Annotated in this window: 17 protein-coding genes and 2 tRNA genes; 10 read left to right on the forward strand and 9 right to left on the reverse strand. The window is 42.7% G+C overall.

Annotated features, from left to right (window positions below; all coding sequences use genetic code 11):
• Window positions 1–6: 6 nt before the first annotated feature.
• Complete coding sequence (copI, locus tag OCV44_RS19545) at window positions 7–561, forward strand: copper-resistant cuproprotein CopI (RefSeq protein WP_139685546.1); 555 nt, start codon at window positions 7–9, stop codon at window positions 559–561.
• A 108-nt stretch (window positions 562–669) separates the two neighbouring features.
• Here the strand turns inward: copI and OCV44_RS19550 are convergent, their stop codons facing one another.
• From OCV44_RS19550 to OCV44_RS19560, 3 genes are all read right to left on the reverse strand, one after another.
• Window positions 670–927, reverse strand: a complete 258-nt coding sequence (locus OCV44_RS19550; RefSeq protein ID WP_016788617.1) for a hypothetical protein — start codon at window positions 925–927, stop codon at window positions 670–672.
• A 321-nt stretch (window positions 928–1248) separates the two neighbouring features.
• Window positions 1249–1323 (reverse strand) — tRNA-Gly (locus tag OCV44_RS19555).
• Window positions 1324–1361: 38 nt separating this feature from the next.
• Window positions 1362–1436: transfer RNA gene (locus tag OCV44_RS19560), tRNA-Gly, on the reverse strand.
• 524 nt (window positions 1437–1960) lie between these two features.
• Here OCV44_RS19560 and OCV44_RS19565 point away from each other — a divergent pair.
• From OCV44_RS19565 to OCV44_RS19585, 5 genes are all read left to right on the forward strand, one after another.
• Window positions 1961–3124, forward strand: a complete 1164-nt coding sequence (locus tag OCV44_RS19565) for a threonine/serine exporter family protein (protein WP_139685547.1) — start codon at window positions 1961–1963, stop codon at window positions 3122–3124.
• A 177-nt stretch (window positions 3125–3301) separates the two neighbouring features.
• Window positions 3302–3640, forward strand: coding sequence for a zinc ribbon domain-containing protein YjdM (locus tag OCV44_RS19570; protein WP_004731484.1), 339 nt, complete (start codon window positions 3302–3304; stop codon window positions 3638–3640).
• Window positions 3641–3740: 100 nt separating this feature from the next.
• Window positions 3741–4163, forward strand: coding sequence for an N-acetyltransferase (locus tag OCV44_RS19575; RefSeq protein ID WP_139685548.1), 423 nt, complete (start codon window positions 3741–3743; stop codon window positions 4161–4163).
• Between the two features lie 43 nt (window positions 4164–4206).
• Window positions 4207–4701: a GNAT family N-acetyltransferase gene (locus OCV44_RS19580; protein ID WP_139685549.1), complete on the forward strand. Its 495-nt coding sequence runs from the start codon at window positions 4207–4209 to the stop codon at window positions 4699–4701.
• Between the two features lie 44 nt (window positions 4702–4745).
• Window positions 4746–5216 (forward strand): GNAT family N-acetyltransferase, encoded by a 471-nt coding sequence (locus OCV44_RS19585; protein WP_139685567.1) that lies wholly within the window; start codon window positions 4746–4748, stop codon window positions 5214–5216.
• A gap of 47 nt (window positions 5217–5263) precedes the next feature.
• On the opposite strand, the gene OCV44_RS19590 is transcribed toward OCV44_RS19585, so the two are convergent.
• On the reverse strand, window positions 5264–6373 hold the full coding sequence (locus OCV44_RS19590; protein ID WP_139685550.1) for a helix-turn-helix domain-containing protein: 1110 nt from the start codon (window positions 6371–6373) through the stop codon (window positions 5264–5266).
• A 20-nt stretch (window positions 6374–6393) separates the two neighbouring features.
• Here OCV44_RS19590 and OCV44_RS19595 point away from each other — a divergent pair, with 20 nt between their 5' ends.
• Complete coding sequence (locus OCV44_RS19595) at window positions 6394–8400, forward strand: TonB-dependent siderophore receptor (protein ID WP_139685551.1); 2007 nt, start codon at window positions 6394–6396, stop codon at window positions 8398–8400.
• A gap of 240 nt (window positions 8401–8640) precedes the next feature.
• On the opposite strand, the gene OCV44_RS19600 is transcribed toward OCV44_RS19595, so the two are convergent.
• The 5 genes from OCV44_RS19600 to OCV44_RS19620 all read right to left on the reverse strand — a co-directional run bounded on the left by OCV44_RS19600 (window position 8641) and on the right by OCV44_RS19620 (window position 13452).
• Window positions 8641–9567: an amino acid ABC transporter permease gene (locus OCV44_RS19600; protein ID WP_139685552.1), complete on the reverse strand. Its 927-nt coding sequence runs from the start codon at window positions 9565–9567 to the stop codon at window positions 8641–8643.
• A gap of 135 nt (window positions 9568–9702) precedes the next feature.
• The gene (locus tag OCV44_RS19605; RefSeq protein ID WP_139685553.1) at window positions 9703–10512 is read right to left on the reverse strand and encodes a transporter substrate-binding domain-containing protein; all 810 of its coding nucleotides are present in this window, start codon (window positions 10510–10512) and stop codon (window positions 9703–9705) included.
• A gap of 12 nt (window positions 10513–10524) precedes the next feature.
• Window positions 10525–11322, reverse strand: a complete 798-nt coding sequence (locus OCV44_RS19610) for an amino acid ABC transporter permease (RefSeq protein WP_139685554.1) — start codon at window positions 11320–11322, stop codon at window positions 10525–10527.
• Window positions 11322–12068, reverse strand: coding sequence for an amino acid ABC transporter ATP-binding protein (locus tag OCV44_RS19615; RefSeq protein WP_139685555.1), 747 nt, complete (start codon window positions 12066–12068; stop codon window positions 11322–11324). The genes OCV44_RS19610 and OCV44_RS19615 overlap by 1 nt, the downstream gene beginning before the upstream one ends.
• 235 nt (window positions 12069–12303) lie before the next feature.
• A complete protein-coding gene (locus OCV44_RS19620; protein ID WP_139685556.1) occupies window positions 12304–13452 on the reverse strand; it encodes an iron-containing alcohol dehydrogenase in 1149 nt (382 codons plus the stop codon).
• Window positions 13453–13645: 193 nt separating this feature from the next.
• Between OCV44_RS19620 and OCV44_RS19625 the strand changes: the two genes are divergently transcribed.
• The 3 genes from OCV44_RS19625 to OCV44_RS19635 all read left to right on the forward strand — a co-directional run bounded on the left by OCV44_RS19625 (window position 13646) and on the right by OCV44_RS19635 (window position 17077).
• On the forward strand, window positions 13646–14530 hold the full coding sequence (locus OCV44_RS19625) for an AraC family transcriptional regulator (protein ID WP_139685557.1): 885 nt from the start codon (window positions 13646–13648) through the stop codon (window positions 14528–14530).
• 664 nt (window positions 14531–15194) lie between these two features.
• Window positions 15195–16442: a RidA family protein gene (locus OCV44_RS19630; RefSeq protein WP_139685558.1), complete on the forward strand. Its 1248-nt coding sequence runs from the start codon at window positions 15195–15197 to the stop codon at window positions 16440–16442.
• 221 nt (window positions 16443–16663) lie between these two features.
• Window positions 16664–17077 (forward strand): lysozyme inhibitor LprI family protein, encoded by a 414-nt coding sequence (locus OCV44_RS19635; RefSeq protein ID WP_139685568.1) that lies wholly within the window; start codon window positions 16664–16666, stop codon window positions 17075–17077.
• Window positions 17078–17087 lie beyond the last annotated feature (10 nt).

Raw genomic sequence — 17087 nt, forward strand, 5'->3', positions numbered from 1 at the left:
ACGATCATGAAAAAGACACTTATTGCGATTGCACTGACGTTAACTACTGCGACGGCTTTTGCTGAAATGGACCACTCAAATATGGATCACTCGATGATGAAGAGTGGAGAGATGGATCATTCAAAAATGGATCACAGCATGATGAAGGATGGGAAGATGGACCATTCGATGATGAATATGGAAGGTATGTCTGAAGTGGGTATGCCTGCGACAGGCGCAAAGCCGGATAAAGTGGTTCATGTTCTGCTAAGTGACGATATGAAAATCACATTTAAGAACAAGGTTGATATTGAGCCGAACGACGTGGTGCAGTTCGTTGTGATGAACACAGGCAAGATTGATCATGAATTCTCGATTGGTTCTGCCTCAGAGCAGTTAGAGCACCGTGAAATGATGAAAAATATGGGTAATCACGCTCATGACTCGGGTAGTACAGTTACAGTTAAGCCGGGCAAAGCGAAGCAGATGCTTTGGCATTTCCACGGTAATAATCAAGTCGAATTTGCCTGCAATATTCCAGGACACGCGGAAGCGGGCATGGCGAAGTCGATAACGCTTTAGGCATTATCTAATAGAGCTAGAAATAGCTGCTAGAAATGTACTAAAAACAGAAAGCTAAAAGATAAGTCTGAGCTCATCACGCTAGTTGAGACTTATCTTTCTTGGCCACTACTGCAATAGGATCGATGTTTCCAGTAAGTGGTGAGCTTCGCCACTGAGGTGCGGTAGCTCTGACATGATCTTCTTAAGCTTGTCGTCGATTGATTCCACTTCATTCAAAGAACGAAACGCAAGCACGGCCTGTTCTGGTTCGCTGCTCACATAACCTTTCAACGTATTAAGCTGAATTTTGTTCGCATTTTCGACTTTTGACAGTGCGACATTGATTGCTTCGATGTTTATTGTTAACTCATTGCTTTTAAACATTTTTAATTATTTTTGGTTGTTGCTAATGCGCGCACATTAACACAATGATTTTTGCAGATATTGACCAAGATTATTAAATTGGAACAATTTTGAAAATCGTTCAAAGCTAGACTGCAATATGTGATGGGAAAGGTTTAAGAAATTCGAAGCGATTTAAGGAGTTAATAGCGCTAGCTGCTTAATTAACGTTGGTTGATCAATCTAGACTTAACAAAATAGGCTTAAGCTATATGGATTAATGCTTATAGATTTAACGAGTGGAGACGTTTTTTGAATAGGATGTCGCAGGAAGAAAACACGTAACGAAACATAAGGAGGAATTGGAGCGTGCAGCGGGAATCGAACCCGCATCATCAGCTTGGAAGGCTGAGGTAATAGCCATTATACGATGCACGCACACTGTCTTAAGAGTAAGACTGAGGCATCAAGAAGACTGGAGCGTACAGCGGGAATCGAACCCGCATCATCAGCTTGGAAGGCTGAGGTAATAGCCATTATACGATGTACGCACATCGTCTTAACGAGTTTGATAATGCCACATCTAACTGAAAACGAAACCTTTTTCTTTCATTTTTATTCTAAGTGCTCGCATAACCACCACTACGCTAGTTTTTCAATCATATATGGTGTTTCAAGAGTGAATAAAATGTGACTAAACTCTCGTTAAAACGTTGGGAGAGAAACACCAAAAAATCCCCGTTATTTGTGAGACAAGCTCAGTTTGACGTGTAAACCTACTTTAGTGGCGTTGCCTCATCATAAAATAAACATAAATACAGGCAATTTGACTGTTAACATAAACTGATTTCCATTCGTATTTTGATGCCCATTAATAACAATCTGGATGCATGATTTTGACTTGCCAGTCTGTCAAAGCATTCATCAGGCGAATCCGAAGCGGGTTGAGTTATAGGCTCCTCAAAGCGTTCGAAGAAAAAAGTAACGAATTTAGTTGATAATTCACGCAAAACTCTCGTCAACACGTCTATCGTTTGCTACATTTGCCGCACATTTTGTCTCGCCTAAAATTCCCATGCCTTCTCAGTACCGAATTAACAAAATTGTTGAAATTGGTGACACTCTTCACCGCAGTGGTTGTGCCCCATACAAGCTAGAAAAATACACCCAATTCTATGCAAAAAAGCATGGTGTTGATTTGATGATTCAGGCGACCCCAACTGGGATAAATTATCAGTTCCCTGATGATAACAACGCCGTTATCTTGAAACGCCAAAAGCCTGCCTCAATCAATTTGAGTTTATTGGCCAATACGATCATTCGCATTAACCAACCAAGCAGTGAGCCTGTGCCAGAGCCCGTCGGTTACTCTAAACTTGTGACTGCACTTGCCAATATGGCGATCCCGCCTGCTTATCTGATGCTAGTGGGCAGTACGTTGGAAGCGGTCGGTTTTTCTGCGTTATTGGGTTTGATGGTTTGGGTATGCCAGCAAGTTCTTCATTCACGTCGCGCTATTGCGGTTGAATTCATCTCGGCATTATTAACGGGTATCTTTGTGGCGTTTTTGGCAAGCACAGGGTTGCCGATACCGGTGTGGGCGTTATGTATCGCTTCGATTGTCTTGTTTGTCCCCGGGTTATCCATAGCCAACGCACTAGAATGTTTAGCGTTTAATGATCTCGTCTCTGGTACCAGTTTGTTAGGGCAGAGTGCATTAACCCTGATAAAGCTGTTTGTCGGGATTATTATGGGGCTCAACATTGGTGAAGCGATATGGGGACAAGCGGTTTCCATTGACTATACGAATGCGGTTCCGACATGGATGCACATTTCGGGCTTGGTGTTGATCTCGGTGTCGATTGGTGTGATGTTCAATGCGCGTCCTAAAGACATCTTACTTGGCTTGCCAGTGGCAGTTCTGGGTATGTGGGGGCCGTTCTATCTAGGTTTTGACAGTGGTTGGGTTGTCGGCACTTGGGTTACGACGGTTCTTATTACTTTGTACGGAACTTGGATTGCCAAGAAGATGGAGCTCACGGGCTCAATTTATATCGTGCAAGGGATCATCATCTTGGTTCCGGGTAGCCGAGTATTGGTAAGTGCCAGCCAGTCGGTGTTTGAACAATCGATTTTGCCTATTCCAAGTATTGGTTTATCGGCGTTATTCATGTTCTCTGCAATCGTGGCAGGGCAAATCACCGCTTACTCGATTTACTCACCAAAAGTCGAACGTTAAGCCGTTCTGCTTCTCAACTTTTTAAACAAACACAGCTTAGCGGCTGTGTTTGTTCGTTTTAGCGACTGATCTTTTTAAGACAATTAACTCTTCGCAAAACTTGTTAGATTTCTGCTCGCTAAGCCTAACAAGAGTCATTAAAATGGAACAAATTCTATTTAAATGAACTATTAACGTATGTCTTTACCTCCTTGTCCGCAATGCCAATCTGAATATGTCTACCCAGACCAAAACAACCTAATCTGCCCTGAGTGCGCCTACGAATGGAACCCAGAAGAAGAACGTTTAGAAAGAGAAGCTGCGCGCGTAAAGGACGTGAATGGCGTTGTATTGGAAAGTGGCGATAAAGTTACCTTCATTAAAGATCTAAAAATTAAAGGCAGCTCTTCTGTACTTAAAATAGGCACGAAAGCTGTGATTAGACGTATCAATGAAGGCAAAGATCACCAGTTAGATTGCAAGCTTGATGGTGGCGGTGAAATGCTCGTTACGGCGAAGTACGTTAAGAAGCAGTAACCACTATTTCGAACGATTGTCGCAAATGTTCAATGTTTTTGGGACGTTTCTTCGGGTACTGACTGGCGAATACAGTCAAACTCAAAATTAGAGAACTAAAATGATCAGAGAATACATCACAGCCGATACCGAAACGGTTCTAGATATCTGGCTCACGACTTCCATTAAGGCACACAATTTTATGGCGCCTGATTTTTGGGAATCGCAAGTGGGTAATATGCGCGACCTATACATTCCCGCATCAACAACTTACGTGTACCAAGTTGATGGTGAGGTTTGTGGTTTCTATTCGCTTTATGAAGGGATCTTAGCGGCGATCTTTGTCAGCCCAGAGCATCAAGGCCATGGTATTGGTAAGCAACTTATCCAACACGCGAAGCTTGAATGTCCGAATCTGTCTTTGAATGTATATAAAGAGAACCAAGCGACGATTGAATTCTATGTCTCTCAAGGTTTTTCTATTGTGAGCGAACAAGCTGACGAGCATACCGGGCACCAAGAATACACAATGCGCTTAGCTTAGGCACATCGCTATATACGAAAGAAAAGTAACAGGGATCGACAATATGGATATTGTTAAAGCAGACATCACCCATGCAGGCGCCTTTCATCACTATGTGAATGCTTGCGCTGAAGATGGGTTAGATATTTATACTGGCATTTCCGATGGCAGTGATGCGTATTTGAAAAGGCGAATTGCTTATTCAAAAGGGAATGACCTACCAGAAGGGTGGACGCCGGCTTCTACGTATTTTTGTATCGATTCAGGTCACATCCTTGGCGTTATTCGAGTTCGTCATGGGACCAGTCCGTACATTCACGATGTCATAGGACATATCGGCTATGAAACCTTGCCGCAAGCAAGAGGGCGTGGAATCGCTAGTCATATGTTGTCTTGGATTCAGCGTCATGTAATGACAGAAAGCGCTATTATTACCTGTGAGTATGGCAATGTTGCGTCGCAAAAGGTGATTAAGAAGTGTGGTGGGCAGTTCTTAAATACCTTTTACTCAGAGCAAGATAAACACGAAGTCTTACGTTATCAGCTAGGCCCCAAATGAACACTAAGGCATGGCGCTGTTCATCGATTATTGTTGGAGGTATTTTGAAGTATTCGACAAGGCCCGCTCAGTCATCAGATTATGAATTTCTGTTCGAGCTTAAGAAGGCCGCTGAATTTGAGCCCATCAAAGCTGTATTTGGTTGGGATGAGCAAGTTCAACGAGATATACATGCCGAAGAGTGGGCTGAAGAACGGCCCGAGATCATTGAATATCACGGCAAAGCGATTGGTAGTGTTTTGCTGCAAGATAAAGGCGACCACTTCTATTTCTGCCGATTCTTCTTGCTGCCTGAGTATCATGGAAAGGGCATTGGTAGCCAAGTACTGAAAGATTTCTTAACTAAAGCTGATTGCTTAACCAAGGCTGATAGCCTCAATAAGCCTGTCGAACTATGCTATTTACAAGGCAATCGAGTTGGAGATTTGTATCTGAGGTTTGGATTTGAAATTACTTCGCAGAATGACCAGTTTGTTTATATGTGGCGATCACCTGGCCAACATAGCGGATGTTAAATCTAGCCTTTTAAAGTTATAGAACGGATAGTTTTATATCAATGTAACTAAGTCTTAATCGCTATATCTTGTGGCGGCACACCGAAGGTTTTCTTAAAAGCATTGGTGAAATTAGAAGGGTGCTGATAACCCGCTTCATAGGCGGCCTCGGTGATTGAAACCAACCCTCGTTCTAAATGCTGGCGTGCGATCTCTAATCGTCTCAAACGGATGTAACCGTTGATTGTCATGTTGTATGACTGCTTAAAACGCCTTTGAATATTAGATACACTCATCGAAAAATGCTCAGCAAGCATTTTTAGGCTCAGCTCTTGGTCGAGATGAATTTCAATAAAGCAGATTACAGCCTCAATTCGTTCGTCATAACTTTGATGTTCAATGTTAGTTGCAAGTGTCGCTGGTTTTATTATTTTTGGTTTAGTTTGGTAACCCAGACAGCAAGTTTGTGGTAGTTGATGCATCGAATTCTCAAGGATCTGTTGAGTTAAGGATTCTATATGCAACTTCTGATGGAAGTTATTGGGTGAAGAGCAAGTCGTCAATTCTTGTGTAAGCTTCCAGATTTCTTCCGTCACTTCCAATTGGAAGTTGGCATTATGTGTATTGATGAAGTTTCGGCATTTACACTCTTCGGTTACTCGAGATTCGAACCATTTTGGTTTAACTAAGATGTTAATCTTATTGAGTTTATTGCTTGCTGTCATCACTCGACGGAAATTGGCGGGTTTAGTGAGGTTGACCACCACACCTTGAGGTTGATGAGTGGCATCGAGATCAAATTCGAGATCATCGTAACCAAATGACAGCTTACCTTCCAAAAGAATGGTGATCAGAACTGAAGCGTGAGCGGTAGAGATTATCTTAGTATCGACGAGCTCAATACAGCGGCCACCGTGGATAAATATTAGTTCATTATATTGATAAGAAAGAAATTTCCCCTCAGCCAGTGATGTCTGTGTAGTTTGACCTTGTGTGACAATAATCTGCTTTTCTGTTTGCTCCAACTTTTTAGTCAGAGTGACTTTGCCAATTTTAGCGCGTTTAGACGTTACTTCACTCATTTGACTGTTCCTCATAATATCTGTGCGTTTTTGCATAAGAAAATCATCTGTGCATGTATAGGTTACAACTCTATCATAATTGATAATTATTATCATTTACATCTAGGATTGAATCTATGGAAAGCCCAGTCAGATCAACAATTAAGCTTTCAGCCCTCTATATGGCAATTGTCAGCGCGTTTAGTAGTTCTGTTATTGCCGAAGAAAATACATCGCACTTCGATGAAGTTGTGGTTTGGGGAACGAAAGTCTCAAGCAACACTGAATCGATCATTGCAGATGACATGTCATTGAAGCAAGCTGACCATATGTCAGATTTGCTGCGCGAAATCCCCGGTGTTGATGTTGGGGGAACGCACTCGATCAACCAGCGAATTACGATTCGCGGCCTAAGCGAAACTGACTTAGACATTCGATTAGATGGCGCTTCTCAGCACGCCAACATGTTCCATCATATTGGTAATTTGACTCTTAACCCTGATATATTGAAATCAGCTGATATCCAAGTAGGTAACAACTCGGTGACGCAAAATGGGTTAGGCGGTTCAGTGCTGTTTGAAACCAAAGATGCCAAAGATCTACTTCGCTACGACGAGACTTTTGGCGCTCGCGTTTATGGCGGGTATGCCACGAATGCAAGCCAGCAAGGTTCACTTACTGTGTATGGTTTGTTGTCAGATAACGTCGATGCCATGCTTTACAGCCATTACATGAGCCGTGACAACTTTGAAGATGGTGATGGTACTGAAACCTTTGGCTCAGAAGGGGATGTATACAATATTCTAGGTAAGATTGGTTTTGAGCCAAGTGACTTACACCGTTTTGAACTCTCTTATGATTTATATCGTGATAGCGGTGATTACAGCCCACGTCCTGACATGTCGGGCGGTACCAACGTGGGTTTATCTAAAAACATCCTCATTCCTACCGATTACGACCGTGACACCATAACGGCTAGCTATGAACTGCGTGGTGAGAGTCATCAAGGTAAGGTGACTTTGTACCATACGGAAACAGAAATTCAGCGAGATGAAAGTGTTATGGCACCACGTTGGCCTTCTAATCGCTTATCCAAAAACACGGCTAAAAACCAAAACGTTGGTCTCAACGCAAAGTTCCAATCCGATTATCGCCTGATGTCGTTTGATAACATCGCGACTTATGGCTTTGACTACATGGACAAGTCATCGAGCAGCTATTACGGCAGCAGCAAGTTTATGGACGAGTCAGCAATTTCTACAGCCCTTTTTGTTGAAGATCAGTTCTACTTTACTCAAGCATTCTCGGTTACGGCAGGGCTTCGTTTTGATGATTACCAACGTAAAGCAGAAGTCGGTAGCGAAGATTTTGACGATGTAACTTGGTCGTTGGCCACTCAATGGGATGTTACTCAAGATTGGACGCTGTTCGCGAGTACACGTTCGTTGTTCAAAGGTCCTGAGTTGATGGAGAGCTTTATTGCTTACCAAGATGTTGCTTATTTGGCTAACGATCTCAAGGCTGAGACAGGTCAGAACACGCAAGGTGGTGTTCGTTTCGACAAACGCTTTGAGAACCATTTTGTGGGTGCCAACCTGACAGTGTTCCAAACTAATATTGATGACTACATTGCCGAAAAGTACCAACGTGCGAGTAAGAGTTATTTGATTTATAACTTAGGTGACGTGGAGATAAAGGGTGTTGAGGCAAGCCTATCTTATGGTTACGAGATGTTTAACAGTAAGCTGTCTTATGCGCTTTCTGAGACTAAAAATAAAGATACAGGTGGCCCAGTCAAAGGTGGTAATAGTCGAAGTATTGATATGGGCGACAGCATTACGCTCACGCTGGATTATCAGTCTGAAGCGCTTGAGACTATCTTCGGTTGGAACTCGATGTTCGTGAAAGACGAAGACAACGTATTCGATGGTCAGCCGATCAAAGAGGGCTACGATGTTCATAACCTGTACGCGCAGTGGATGCCATCAAACGTCGATGGATTGTCTGTCACCTTTGGTATCGATAACGTGTTTGATGAGCAATACACCTCACACGCTTCTCGTTCAGGCACGGCAAGAGGCTTTACCTTGGATGACTATGAACCAGGTCGTAACTACAAACTTTCAGCGGCGTATCAGTTCTAGAGAAGGTTCTATCTCTTAGGTTCAGTTAAAGCGTTTCTTGATCAAAGAATCGAGAGGCGCTTTAGTTTTTTCGCTTTAAACCATTTTTTGCTCTAACCAGTTTTACTCGATTTAAGTGGTTTAATGGAAGCCAGTAGCTAGCGATATTCAAATGGTTTAGTGTGATTTAAAAAATGTCTATTAGATTGGCAGAGACAACGCACCGCCGTATTCGATACTTTTGACTTTTGACTATCGGCGTTACTGGTGGTTAAGGTAGACGCTCGAACGTTGCTCAATCACTTTGAACAGACGCGAAAGCGCAAAGCATAAAGCAAAATATACGAAGCCTACAATCAGCCAGATCTCGAAGATCAAACCTGAAGAGTTTGCCATCTCAGTACCAACAAACGTCATCTCTTGAATAGAAATCAGTGACACAATCGACGTGTCTTTAACCAAGGAGATTGCTTGGCCAGCCAATGGTGGGGTGATGGCAGTTAATACTTGTGGACCAACCACAAATCGATACTTAGACAATGCAGACAAGCCAAGCGAATCGGCCGCTTCCCATTGGCCTTTAGGAATACCTTCTAAACCCGCTCGAATCACTTCCGCAATATAAGCCGAAGAGAGCAAACCAATACAAATAACACCAGACGCTAAGTTTTCCCAAAGGTTAGCTGGGCCGAACAGGAAATCTTGAACAGCGTTAATCTCGCCACTGTGTTCACGCAAGATACTTTCTAAGCCAAGTAATGGGATCAGTTGGTTAGAAACAAAGAAGTAAAAGATGAATACAAACACCAACGGCGGAATATTACGAACCAACTGAATGAAAATCAGTGCCGGTGTTTTGAAAAAAGCGATCTTTGAGTGTCTTGCCACACCTAACAGTGTGCCAAAAGAGAGTGCTAACACCATACTCCATAAACTTAAGCGCAGTGTAGCGATCAAGCCTTGGAAAAAGTAGGGAATACTGCCTTGAGAAGGTGGAATGAAAATTAAGGTAAACGCATCTTCCCAACGCCACTGGTAGTTAATACCAACAGCAGAACGATAATAAAGCCAGCCTGCAAACACACAAATAACGGCGAGTAACACACCATCCAAAAGGTTAAGGCGTTGATACCAAGGCTTCATATGAACGTTGGGCTTAGGTGTTGTCAATGCGCTAGTACTACTCACGTCATTCCTGTTTAAACAATAATTATTAATGGTTTGTTGTTTGGATCTAAAACGAATCAAATAAAGCTAATCAAGTTGCCGATGAGAAGGCAGTGCAGACAACGCACTGCCTGGATTCACTAGCAAAAGTTCAGATTACTGACCTTGAGCAATCTGGTCTTGCCAATCTAGAGTAGAGAACCAGTACTCGTAACGCTCTTTCAACCAACCGTCTTCTGTACGTGCTTTGATCCATTCGTTGAAGAACTCTGCCTTGTCAGTTTCACCTAGGCGAACTGCAAACGCTTCGTTACCTTTTGATAGACGCTCTTCAAATGGAATAAATAGCGTGTCTGCGTTTTTGATCGTTTCGTGTTCTGGTTTCGGGCTAGACGCAATAACCGCGTGTGCGTTGCCGTTCAACACTTCTTGGAATGCTTGAGCATCGTCATCGAACTGTAGAACTTTCGCTTTAGGAAAGGTTTCACGAGCCACTTGGACTGTGAACGCACCACGACGAGCAGCAATTTTCACGCGGCGAGAATCAAAATCAGAGATTTGAGTAAAACCTTCCGCTAGATCTTTGTTAGCTGCCAGTTGAACACCAGAGTGCGAGTAAGGTTCAGTGAACAATACGCTTTTTGCACGCGCTTCAGTGATAGACATACCGCCGATGATCACATCAAATTTCTTCGATAATAGAGAAGGGATAATACCGTCCCATGCTGTCGGTACAAATTCGACTTTCCAGCCCGAATCTTCGGCAAGGCGTTTTGCTACGTCGATTTCAAAACCAACAAGATCACCTTGTTTGTTACGCATCGCCCAAGGAACAAATGTCGACATACCAACGCGCAGTGAGCCACGTTCGTTGATTTTATCGAGGTTAGGCGTTTCAGAAGCAAGTGCAGGCAAACTTACGGCAAGCGCAAGTAGGGCTGTAATCGCGGTTTTAAATAGCTTCATGCTGATAAATCCTTATTGTGTTCGCCAGTTAGCTCCGAGCTTATGCTCAAGCCAAGCAGCAACGGCAGAAAGTGAAAGTGTAAGAGCAAGATAAATGATCGCCACAGAGAACCAAATCTCGAATGGCATCGCGGTTTCAGAAACGATGTTTCTGGCTTCAGTCGTCAGGTCAAAAATAGCCATGACACTCACAATTGAAGAGTTTTTAATAAGAGAGATCACTTCATTGGTCAAAGGTGGCAAGGTGCGTTGCACCACCTGAGGAAGAATCACATCCCAGTAAGTATAGGTCTTTGATAAGCCCAAAGATTGAGCTGCTTCAAATTGTCCCTTTGCAATACCATTTAAACCGGCACGAAATATCTCGGCAGTGTAAGCGCCTTGAAATAGCGCTAAGGCCAAAACAGCAGTGCTAAAACGATCCAGCCCTAATACGGGGCCAAATACAAAATAGAGCAAATAAATTTGTACTAATAACGGCGTGTTACGAATCAACTCAACATAGCTTGTGGCTAAGGTGCGTCCAACCACAGAGTTTGAGTTTCTCAATAGCGCCGTCGTTAAACCAATGATCAGCGTAGCAACCAAAGAAATCAAAGAGATATTGATGGTAACCAGTAGCCCTTCAACCAGCTCTGCTGGCCACCATTCACCATCTTCATAGAAAGCGATGTAGTCAGGTACGCGTTCCCATTGCCAGCTGTATCCCATAGTTTGTGCGCCAGAATCGAGGATCAAGACAACCGCAGCCACGAGTACAACAATTTGTACCAAAGCGGATAGGGCGGGTTTAATAATTCGTATCAACATCAATAAGTCAGGATCTGATTTAGGAACGCTTGAGTACGTTCATGTTGCGGGTTTTCAAAGAGCGCTTGTGGCGTATTCGATTCCACAATTTGTCCTTCATCCATGAAGATAACGCGGTCGGCCACTTGTTTCGCAAAGCTCATTTCGTGGGTCACACACACCATGGTGATACCTTCGCTCGCCAGTTCAACCATCACATCGAGCACTTCGTTGATCATCTCCGGATCAAGCGCTGAAGTTGGTTCATCAAAAAGCAGTAATTCAGGCTTCATGCACAGTGAACGGGCGATAGCCACACGTTGTTGCTGACCGCCAGAAAGTTGCACTGGGTATTTGTTGGCTTGTTCTGCAATGTGTACGCGCGCGAGATAGTGCATTGCAATCTTCTCGGCTTCTTGTTTGCTTTTTTTAAGCGTACGAATCGGCGACAGAGTTAGGTTTTCAAGCACGGTAAGATGGGGGAATAAATGAAAATGCTGAAACACCATCCCGACTTGGCCAGGTGTGTTGAACTTGCATGGGAGCGATTGTTCGAGAACGGAAAGTTCACCGCTTTCGAAGGGTTCTAGCTGATTGATACAACGGATCAAGGTTGATTTCCCCGAACCTGATGGCCCGCAAATCACCACTATCTCTCCTTGTTCAATATTTAAATCGATATCCTTTAGGGCATGAAAATCAGCATACCACTTGTTAAGTGACTTAAACTTAACCATTTCCTTGAGATTGTTCAAATCGTTGTACATACCTAGTAAAGAGACAGGTTTACCTTAACAATATAGAAATATGATTGCACATTAAATTAAGGACTTATGAGAATTTAATAGCATCTTGTAGGGCAAATTAAAAAGCAGCGCCTGATTTGGACGCTGCTTGAGGATATACGCAAAGGCAAAGAATTTGGTTCAGTTTCACGGAATAAATTTTTAGATTATGGTGATTTTCTTTAGAACCTTGTTTTCCTTGCTCTAATTTTGACCGCTATTGAATTGCAGACTCTAGAATCTCGCGTGTTTTCTGAGGCGTGATTGCTTTGTTCTCGCCAAGCTCTAGGTAACCGTGTGATTCAAGTTGCGCTACAACACTATCAATCGCAGTTGCTTTGTTTGTTTCGTAACCGTCGAACATCGTTGGAACGTCTAGGCTGTGGTAGAACGCTTCAATTGCAGCAATAGTGCGCTCTGCTAAATCGGCACCCGCTTCCAGGCCAAATACGTTACGACCCATTTGCTCTAGCTTGCCACGCTTCGCTTCGATTTGATTACGAAGTAGTGAAGGTTGAACAATCGCAAGAGAACGTGCGTGGTCTACGTGCCATAGTGCTGTGAATTCGTGGCCAATCATATGTGTTGCCCAATCTTGAGGAACGCCAGTACCAATCAGGCCGTTAAGCGCTTGGTTTGCAGTCCACATTAGGTTTGCACGCCATGCGTCGTTGTCACGCTCGTCGTATTGTTTACCCAGTACAAGTAGGTTCTTAAGCAGTGTTTCAGCGTAACCATCTTGAACCATCGCATTGGTTGGCATTGTGATGTATTGCTCACACACGTGAACCCACGCATCAACTAGACCGTTGATCAGTTGGCGCTCAGGCAGAGACTTCATTACGTCTGGATCCATAACCGCGAACTTAGGTTGTACCGCAGGATTCATGAACGCCAGCTTCTCTTGAGTCTCTTTACGAGTGATTACCGCACCCATGTTAGATTCAGAACCTGTCGCAGGAAGTGTCAGTACCGCACCAATAGGTGTCGCTTCTGTTACTTGGTGTTTACCCGCTAGGATATCCCAACCGTCGCCGTCGTATTTAGCCGCTGCTGCAACGTATTTCGAACCATCGATTACCGAACCACCGCCAACAGCGATAATGAATTCTACGTTTTCTTCTTTAACAAGAGCGACGGCTTTATCTAGCGTCTCTTTCGTTGGGTTAGCTTCAACACCAGCGAACTCAATCCAAGCGTGATCCTTTAGAGAAGCGACAACTTGGTCGTAAACACCATTGCTTTTGATTGAACCGCCACCGTAGATGACTAGTACTTTCTTCGAAGTATCAACCGCTTGGCTGATAGCGTTGATTTGGCCTTGTCCGAAGTGGATAACTGTAGGGTTAACATAAGTGAATTGCATTAGAGATTCCTTGTGTAAAGCTCAATTTGTTATTTTATTTGATTGCTCAATTTCTATATTTGCATATTAGTACAGTAATCTAGGGTGATGAAGAGCTGTTCCTCCAAATAAATTGCCTATTTCTACAAACTTGATATTCTTTCTGTGCTTTAGCTTACTTACTCTTAGCACTTGGAATGGAAAGTCGCCACTTATGAAAACACTCGCGCAGTTGTTGCAGTCTTATGTAGAACACAAAGGTTGGGATGATCTCGAAGGGATCAGAGAAACTGAAATTGGCGGTGTGTGGTTGTATCGAAGCAGTGGCGGGAATCAGCGTCAGCCATTCACTTACCAGTCGGGTATTATCATGCTCGGGCAAGGCAAAAAGAACATCTACATTGGCGACAGACCCGTTACTTACGCTGCTGGTGATTACCTTGTGGTAGGTGTGCCAATGCCATTGGAGTGTGAAGCTTTACCGGTTGATGGCGAACCATTGCTTGGTTTGTCTATCAACATTGACTCTCAACGTTTGCACAGCTTGGTAAAAAAGTTAGAAGATCAAGGCTTTCTTGAGAGCTACTGCAATAAGCACAAACAGAATTCGAGCGGCTTAGAATCGACGCCAATGGAAGAGCAAATGCTAGAGAGCTTTACTCGATTGGTCAAAATGCTGCATTGCGACATCGAAGCCAACATATTGGGCGATGCCATGGTCAGCGAGATTGTCTACCGTGCACTAACTGGTTCAGAAGGGCGTGTGCTGTTTGATCTAGCCCATCATGACGGTCACTACGCACGTGTTGCTAAAGCGCTGTCTAAAGTGCATGAAGAATACGACCAAACCATCACTGTTCAATCGCTTGCCAACGAAGCTAACATGAGCGTGTCTGCCTTCCATAATGCATTCCGTAATGTCACTTTTGAATCACCTCTTCAATACTTGAAGAAGGTCAGGCTCAACAAAGCCAAAGAACTGATTCAGCTAGAAGGCCTTCGCATCAGCGATGCTGCTCGCCGAGTCGGTTACTCGAGCCCATCCCAATTCAGCCGCGAATTTAAGCGCCACTTCAACACAACCCCAAGAGCGATTTAGTTCTTCTTTCAACGAAACTATGTGTTGAGAGCTATGGTGTTGAGGACTATGGTGCAAAAAGCTATGGCGTCTCGTTCATCGTTGACGCCATCATGCTCCCTGCAAGTCCTATTTCTTGGCTGAGCAACCATCTTTCTCATGTCGTCAGCCATAAGTCTCATATTTGTTGAATTATATGAGTAAATGTATCTAATTATAGGTATTGTCAGATTGTAGGTATTTGATTCTCGAATATATTATTAACGTACTTATATAAAATAGGCTCTCTAAAATAATTAATTAAATAGCCTAAGAGTTTATGCACGGGTATAAGGGGCAAATTCACTAACTTAGCAAGTAACGGAGTTTTAGTGTGAACAACCTATCAAATATCATCTAAATTTTGGTAATTACTCATCGAATTATCTGAGAGAGTATTCAGGATTATTGAATAGACTTAAAATTAAAGAGAATTTAGCAGTTGATAAAGCCTAGTGGGACGGATAATTAGTCGTTTGATGACTAATTATCCTGTAACTTGCTGATTTATAGTCAACTGAGAGTCTGATGGATATCACGTTTACCTTAAAATAATTCACTTAACATGGCGCTACTTTAATCATTCTTTCCAATACGATTGTTAAATATAAATACGTATGCCTATATTATTAAAAGGATAATTCCGATGAGTAGCGATATCATTAAAATTTCAAGAAATACTGAAAATGCACCAATTAATTCTGTATCTACACAAACGGTCGCTTTTTCTCATTATAATAACTTTTCAGCTCAATTGCCTGTTGACCCTAAAACAGGTGAAGTAGTGATTGGTGATATTAAAGACCAAGCAGCACAATGCTTAAATAATATTAAGGCCATTGTTGAAAGCATCGACCATGTTATGGATGATGTTGTGAAGATTAATGTTTTCGTTAAGAATATTTCTGATATCGATGCTATCGATGAAGTTTACAAAAGCTTCTTCAACAACAGCCTACCGACACGTACAGTCGTGGGTGTAGCTGCGCTACCGAACAGTGACGCTTTAGTTCAAATGGATGCTCTTATTTCAAACGGTGAAGGTACTAAACCACAAGCACCTTGCGCACTAGTTAAGGTCTCAAGAAATACGGATAATGCGCCTCAAAGTGCTGTATCGACGCAGACTGCGGCTTTTTCTCACTACAACAACCTTTCAGCTCAATTGCCTATCGATGTAACCACAGGTGAGTTGATTGATGGTGGTATCGAAGCGCAAACGTCACAATGTCTATCAAACATTAAAGCGATTCTAGAAAGCATCGGTCATGTCATGAATGATGTGGTTAAAACGACTATCTACTTAAAAAATATCGCAGATGCGGAAGTGGTAAATGAAGTGTGTGCTAAATTCTTCCCAAGCTACGTTCCTGCTCGTACCGTTGTTAACGCAGCTGAATTACCAATGGGCGCTTTAATTCAAATTGATACATCCGTTTCACATGGCGACGGTACACCACCGCAATTACCAGAAGACACTCGCTTACTGGTTATTGAAACCAATAATACTGTTGCTGCACCATTCATGCCTTATTCGCATACTGTTGCTTTTTCTCACTACAATCATATTTCAGGTCAATTACCTTTAGACCCGAAAACAAATCAAGTGGTTGCTGGTGGTGTAAAAGAGCAAGCTCAACAATGTTTGAAAAATATTAAGGCGATCATTGAAAGTGTTGACCACAGCATGGACGATACTGTGAAAATTAATATTCAACTTAAGGATATTTCAGATATTGATGCGGTGAACGAGATTTACACCACATTCTTTAATGCTGATTTACCGGCAAGAACGGTAGTCGGAGTGTCTGAAATTCCTATGAATGCTCTAATCCAAATTGATGCTGTCGTTTCTAACTGTGAAGGCACGCCACCACAAGACCTTACGGCGTAGATAAAGTTAAACCCACTTCAAACTAAGCGATCAGATTATCGGTGATGATCTGATCTGCTCCTTCTTTAAGTTGTTGTCTGTACCGCACATTCTCATATCGTTAGAAATAATTAGTTAAACGTTTAGCTAGCCTGATCTCGAAGAAATGATCAATACTGATGGCTCTAACTACTGTTTTGTAGAGTAGAAGAGGCATGGCAGATTTTGAACTGTATTTGGAGGTGTTCTTGAAAAAGTCATTAATTGTACTGGCGTTGGTTACTACATCTTGTTTCGCTGTTGATGATGAAGACCCATGTAACGTTGAAGGTGGAGGGGTTACTGCGGGTTATCTGTGTATCGAAGAGAAAATGAAAGTAGCAAACATCGATCTCAATAAAACATATCAAGAAGCCATTATGCGAATCGTCGAGGAAGAAGCCGAATTGCAAAAACTCGAGTTTCAAATCGATCTAGAAGAACCTTTCCGAAGAGCTCAACAAGCTTGGTTGAAATACAGAGACGCAGAGTGTGAATTTATTGGCAAGTCATCTACGGCTTCTCCTTGGGGCGGGGTTCAAATCGAGGAGTGTAAGCTAAGAATGATTTTAGAGCGTACCGAGTATTTTAAAGATGTCTATTCAGTTCCAGATTGAAGAAGCTTAA

This window comes from Vibrio tasmaniensis, assembly GCF_024347635.1.
Taxonomy (GTDB): domain Bacteria; phylum Pseudomonadota; class Gammaproteobacteria; order Enterobacterales; family Vibrionaceae; genus Vibrio; species Vibrio tasmaniensis.

Bases quoted from the DNA above. Each gene is read 5' to 3' on its own strand.
- copI (WP_139685546.1), top strand. From the start codon at position 7: ATGAAAAAGACACTTATTGCGATTGCACTGACGTTAACTACTGCGACG.
- OCV44_RS19550 (WP_016788617.1), bottom strand. From the start codon at position 927: ATGTTTAAAAGCAATGAGTTAACAATAAACATCGAAGCAATCAATGTC.
- OCV44_RS19565 (WP_139685547.1), top strand. From the start codon at position 1,961: ATGCCTTCTCAGTACCGAATTAACAAAATTGTTGAAATTGGTGACACT.
- OCV44_RS19570 (WP_004731484.1), top strand. From the start codon at position 3,302: ATGTCTTTACCTCCTTGTCCGCAATGCCAATCTGAATATGTCTACCCA.
- OCV44_RS19575 (WP_139685548.1), top strand. From the start codon at position 3,741: ATGATCAGAGAATACATCACAGCCGATACCGAAACGGTTCTAGATATC.
- OCV44_RS19580 (WP_139685549.1), top strand. From the start codon at position 4,207: ATGGATATTGTTAAAGCAGACATCACCCATGCAGGCGCCTTTCATCAC.
- OCV44_RS19590 (WP_139685550.1), bottom strand. From the start codon at position 6,373: ATGATAATAATTATCAATTATGATAGAGTTGTAACCTATACATGCACA.
- OCV44_RS19595 (WP_139685551.1), top strand. From the start codon at position 6,394: ATGGAAAGCCCAGTCAGATCAACAATTAAGCTTTCAGCCCTCTATATG.
- OCV44_RS19605 (WP_139685553.1), bottom strand. From the start codon at position 10,512: ATGAAGCTATTTAAAACCGCGATTACAGCCCTACTTGCGCTTGCCGTA.
- OCV44_RS19610 (WP_139685554.1), bottom strand. From the start codon at position 11,322: ATGTTGATACGAATTATTAAACCCGCCCTATCCGCTTTGGTACAAATT.
- OCV44_RS19615 (WP_139685555.1), bottom strand. From the start codon at position 12,068: ATGTACAACGATTTGAACAATCTCAAGGAAATGGTTAAGTTTAAGTCA.
- OCV44_RS19620 (WP_139685556.1), bottom strand. From the start codon at position 13,452: ATGCAATTCACTTATGTTAACCCTACAGTTATCCACTTCGGACAAGGC.
- OCV44_RS19625 (WP_139685557.1), top strand. From the start codon at position 13,646: ATGAAAACACTCGCGCAGTTGTTGCAGTCTTATGTAGAACACAAAGGT.
- OCV44_RS19630 (WP_139685558.1), top strand. From the start codon at position 15,195: ATGAGTAGCGATATCATTAAAATTTCAAGAAATACTGAAAATGCACCA.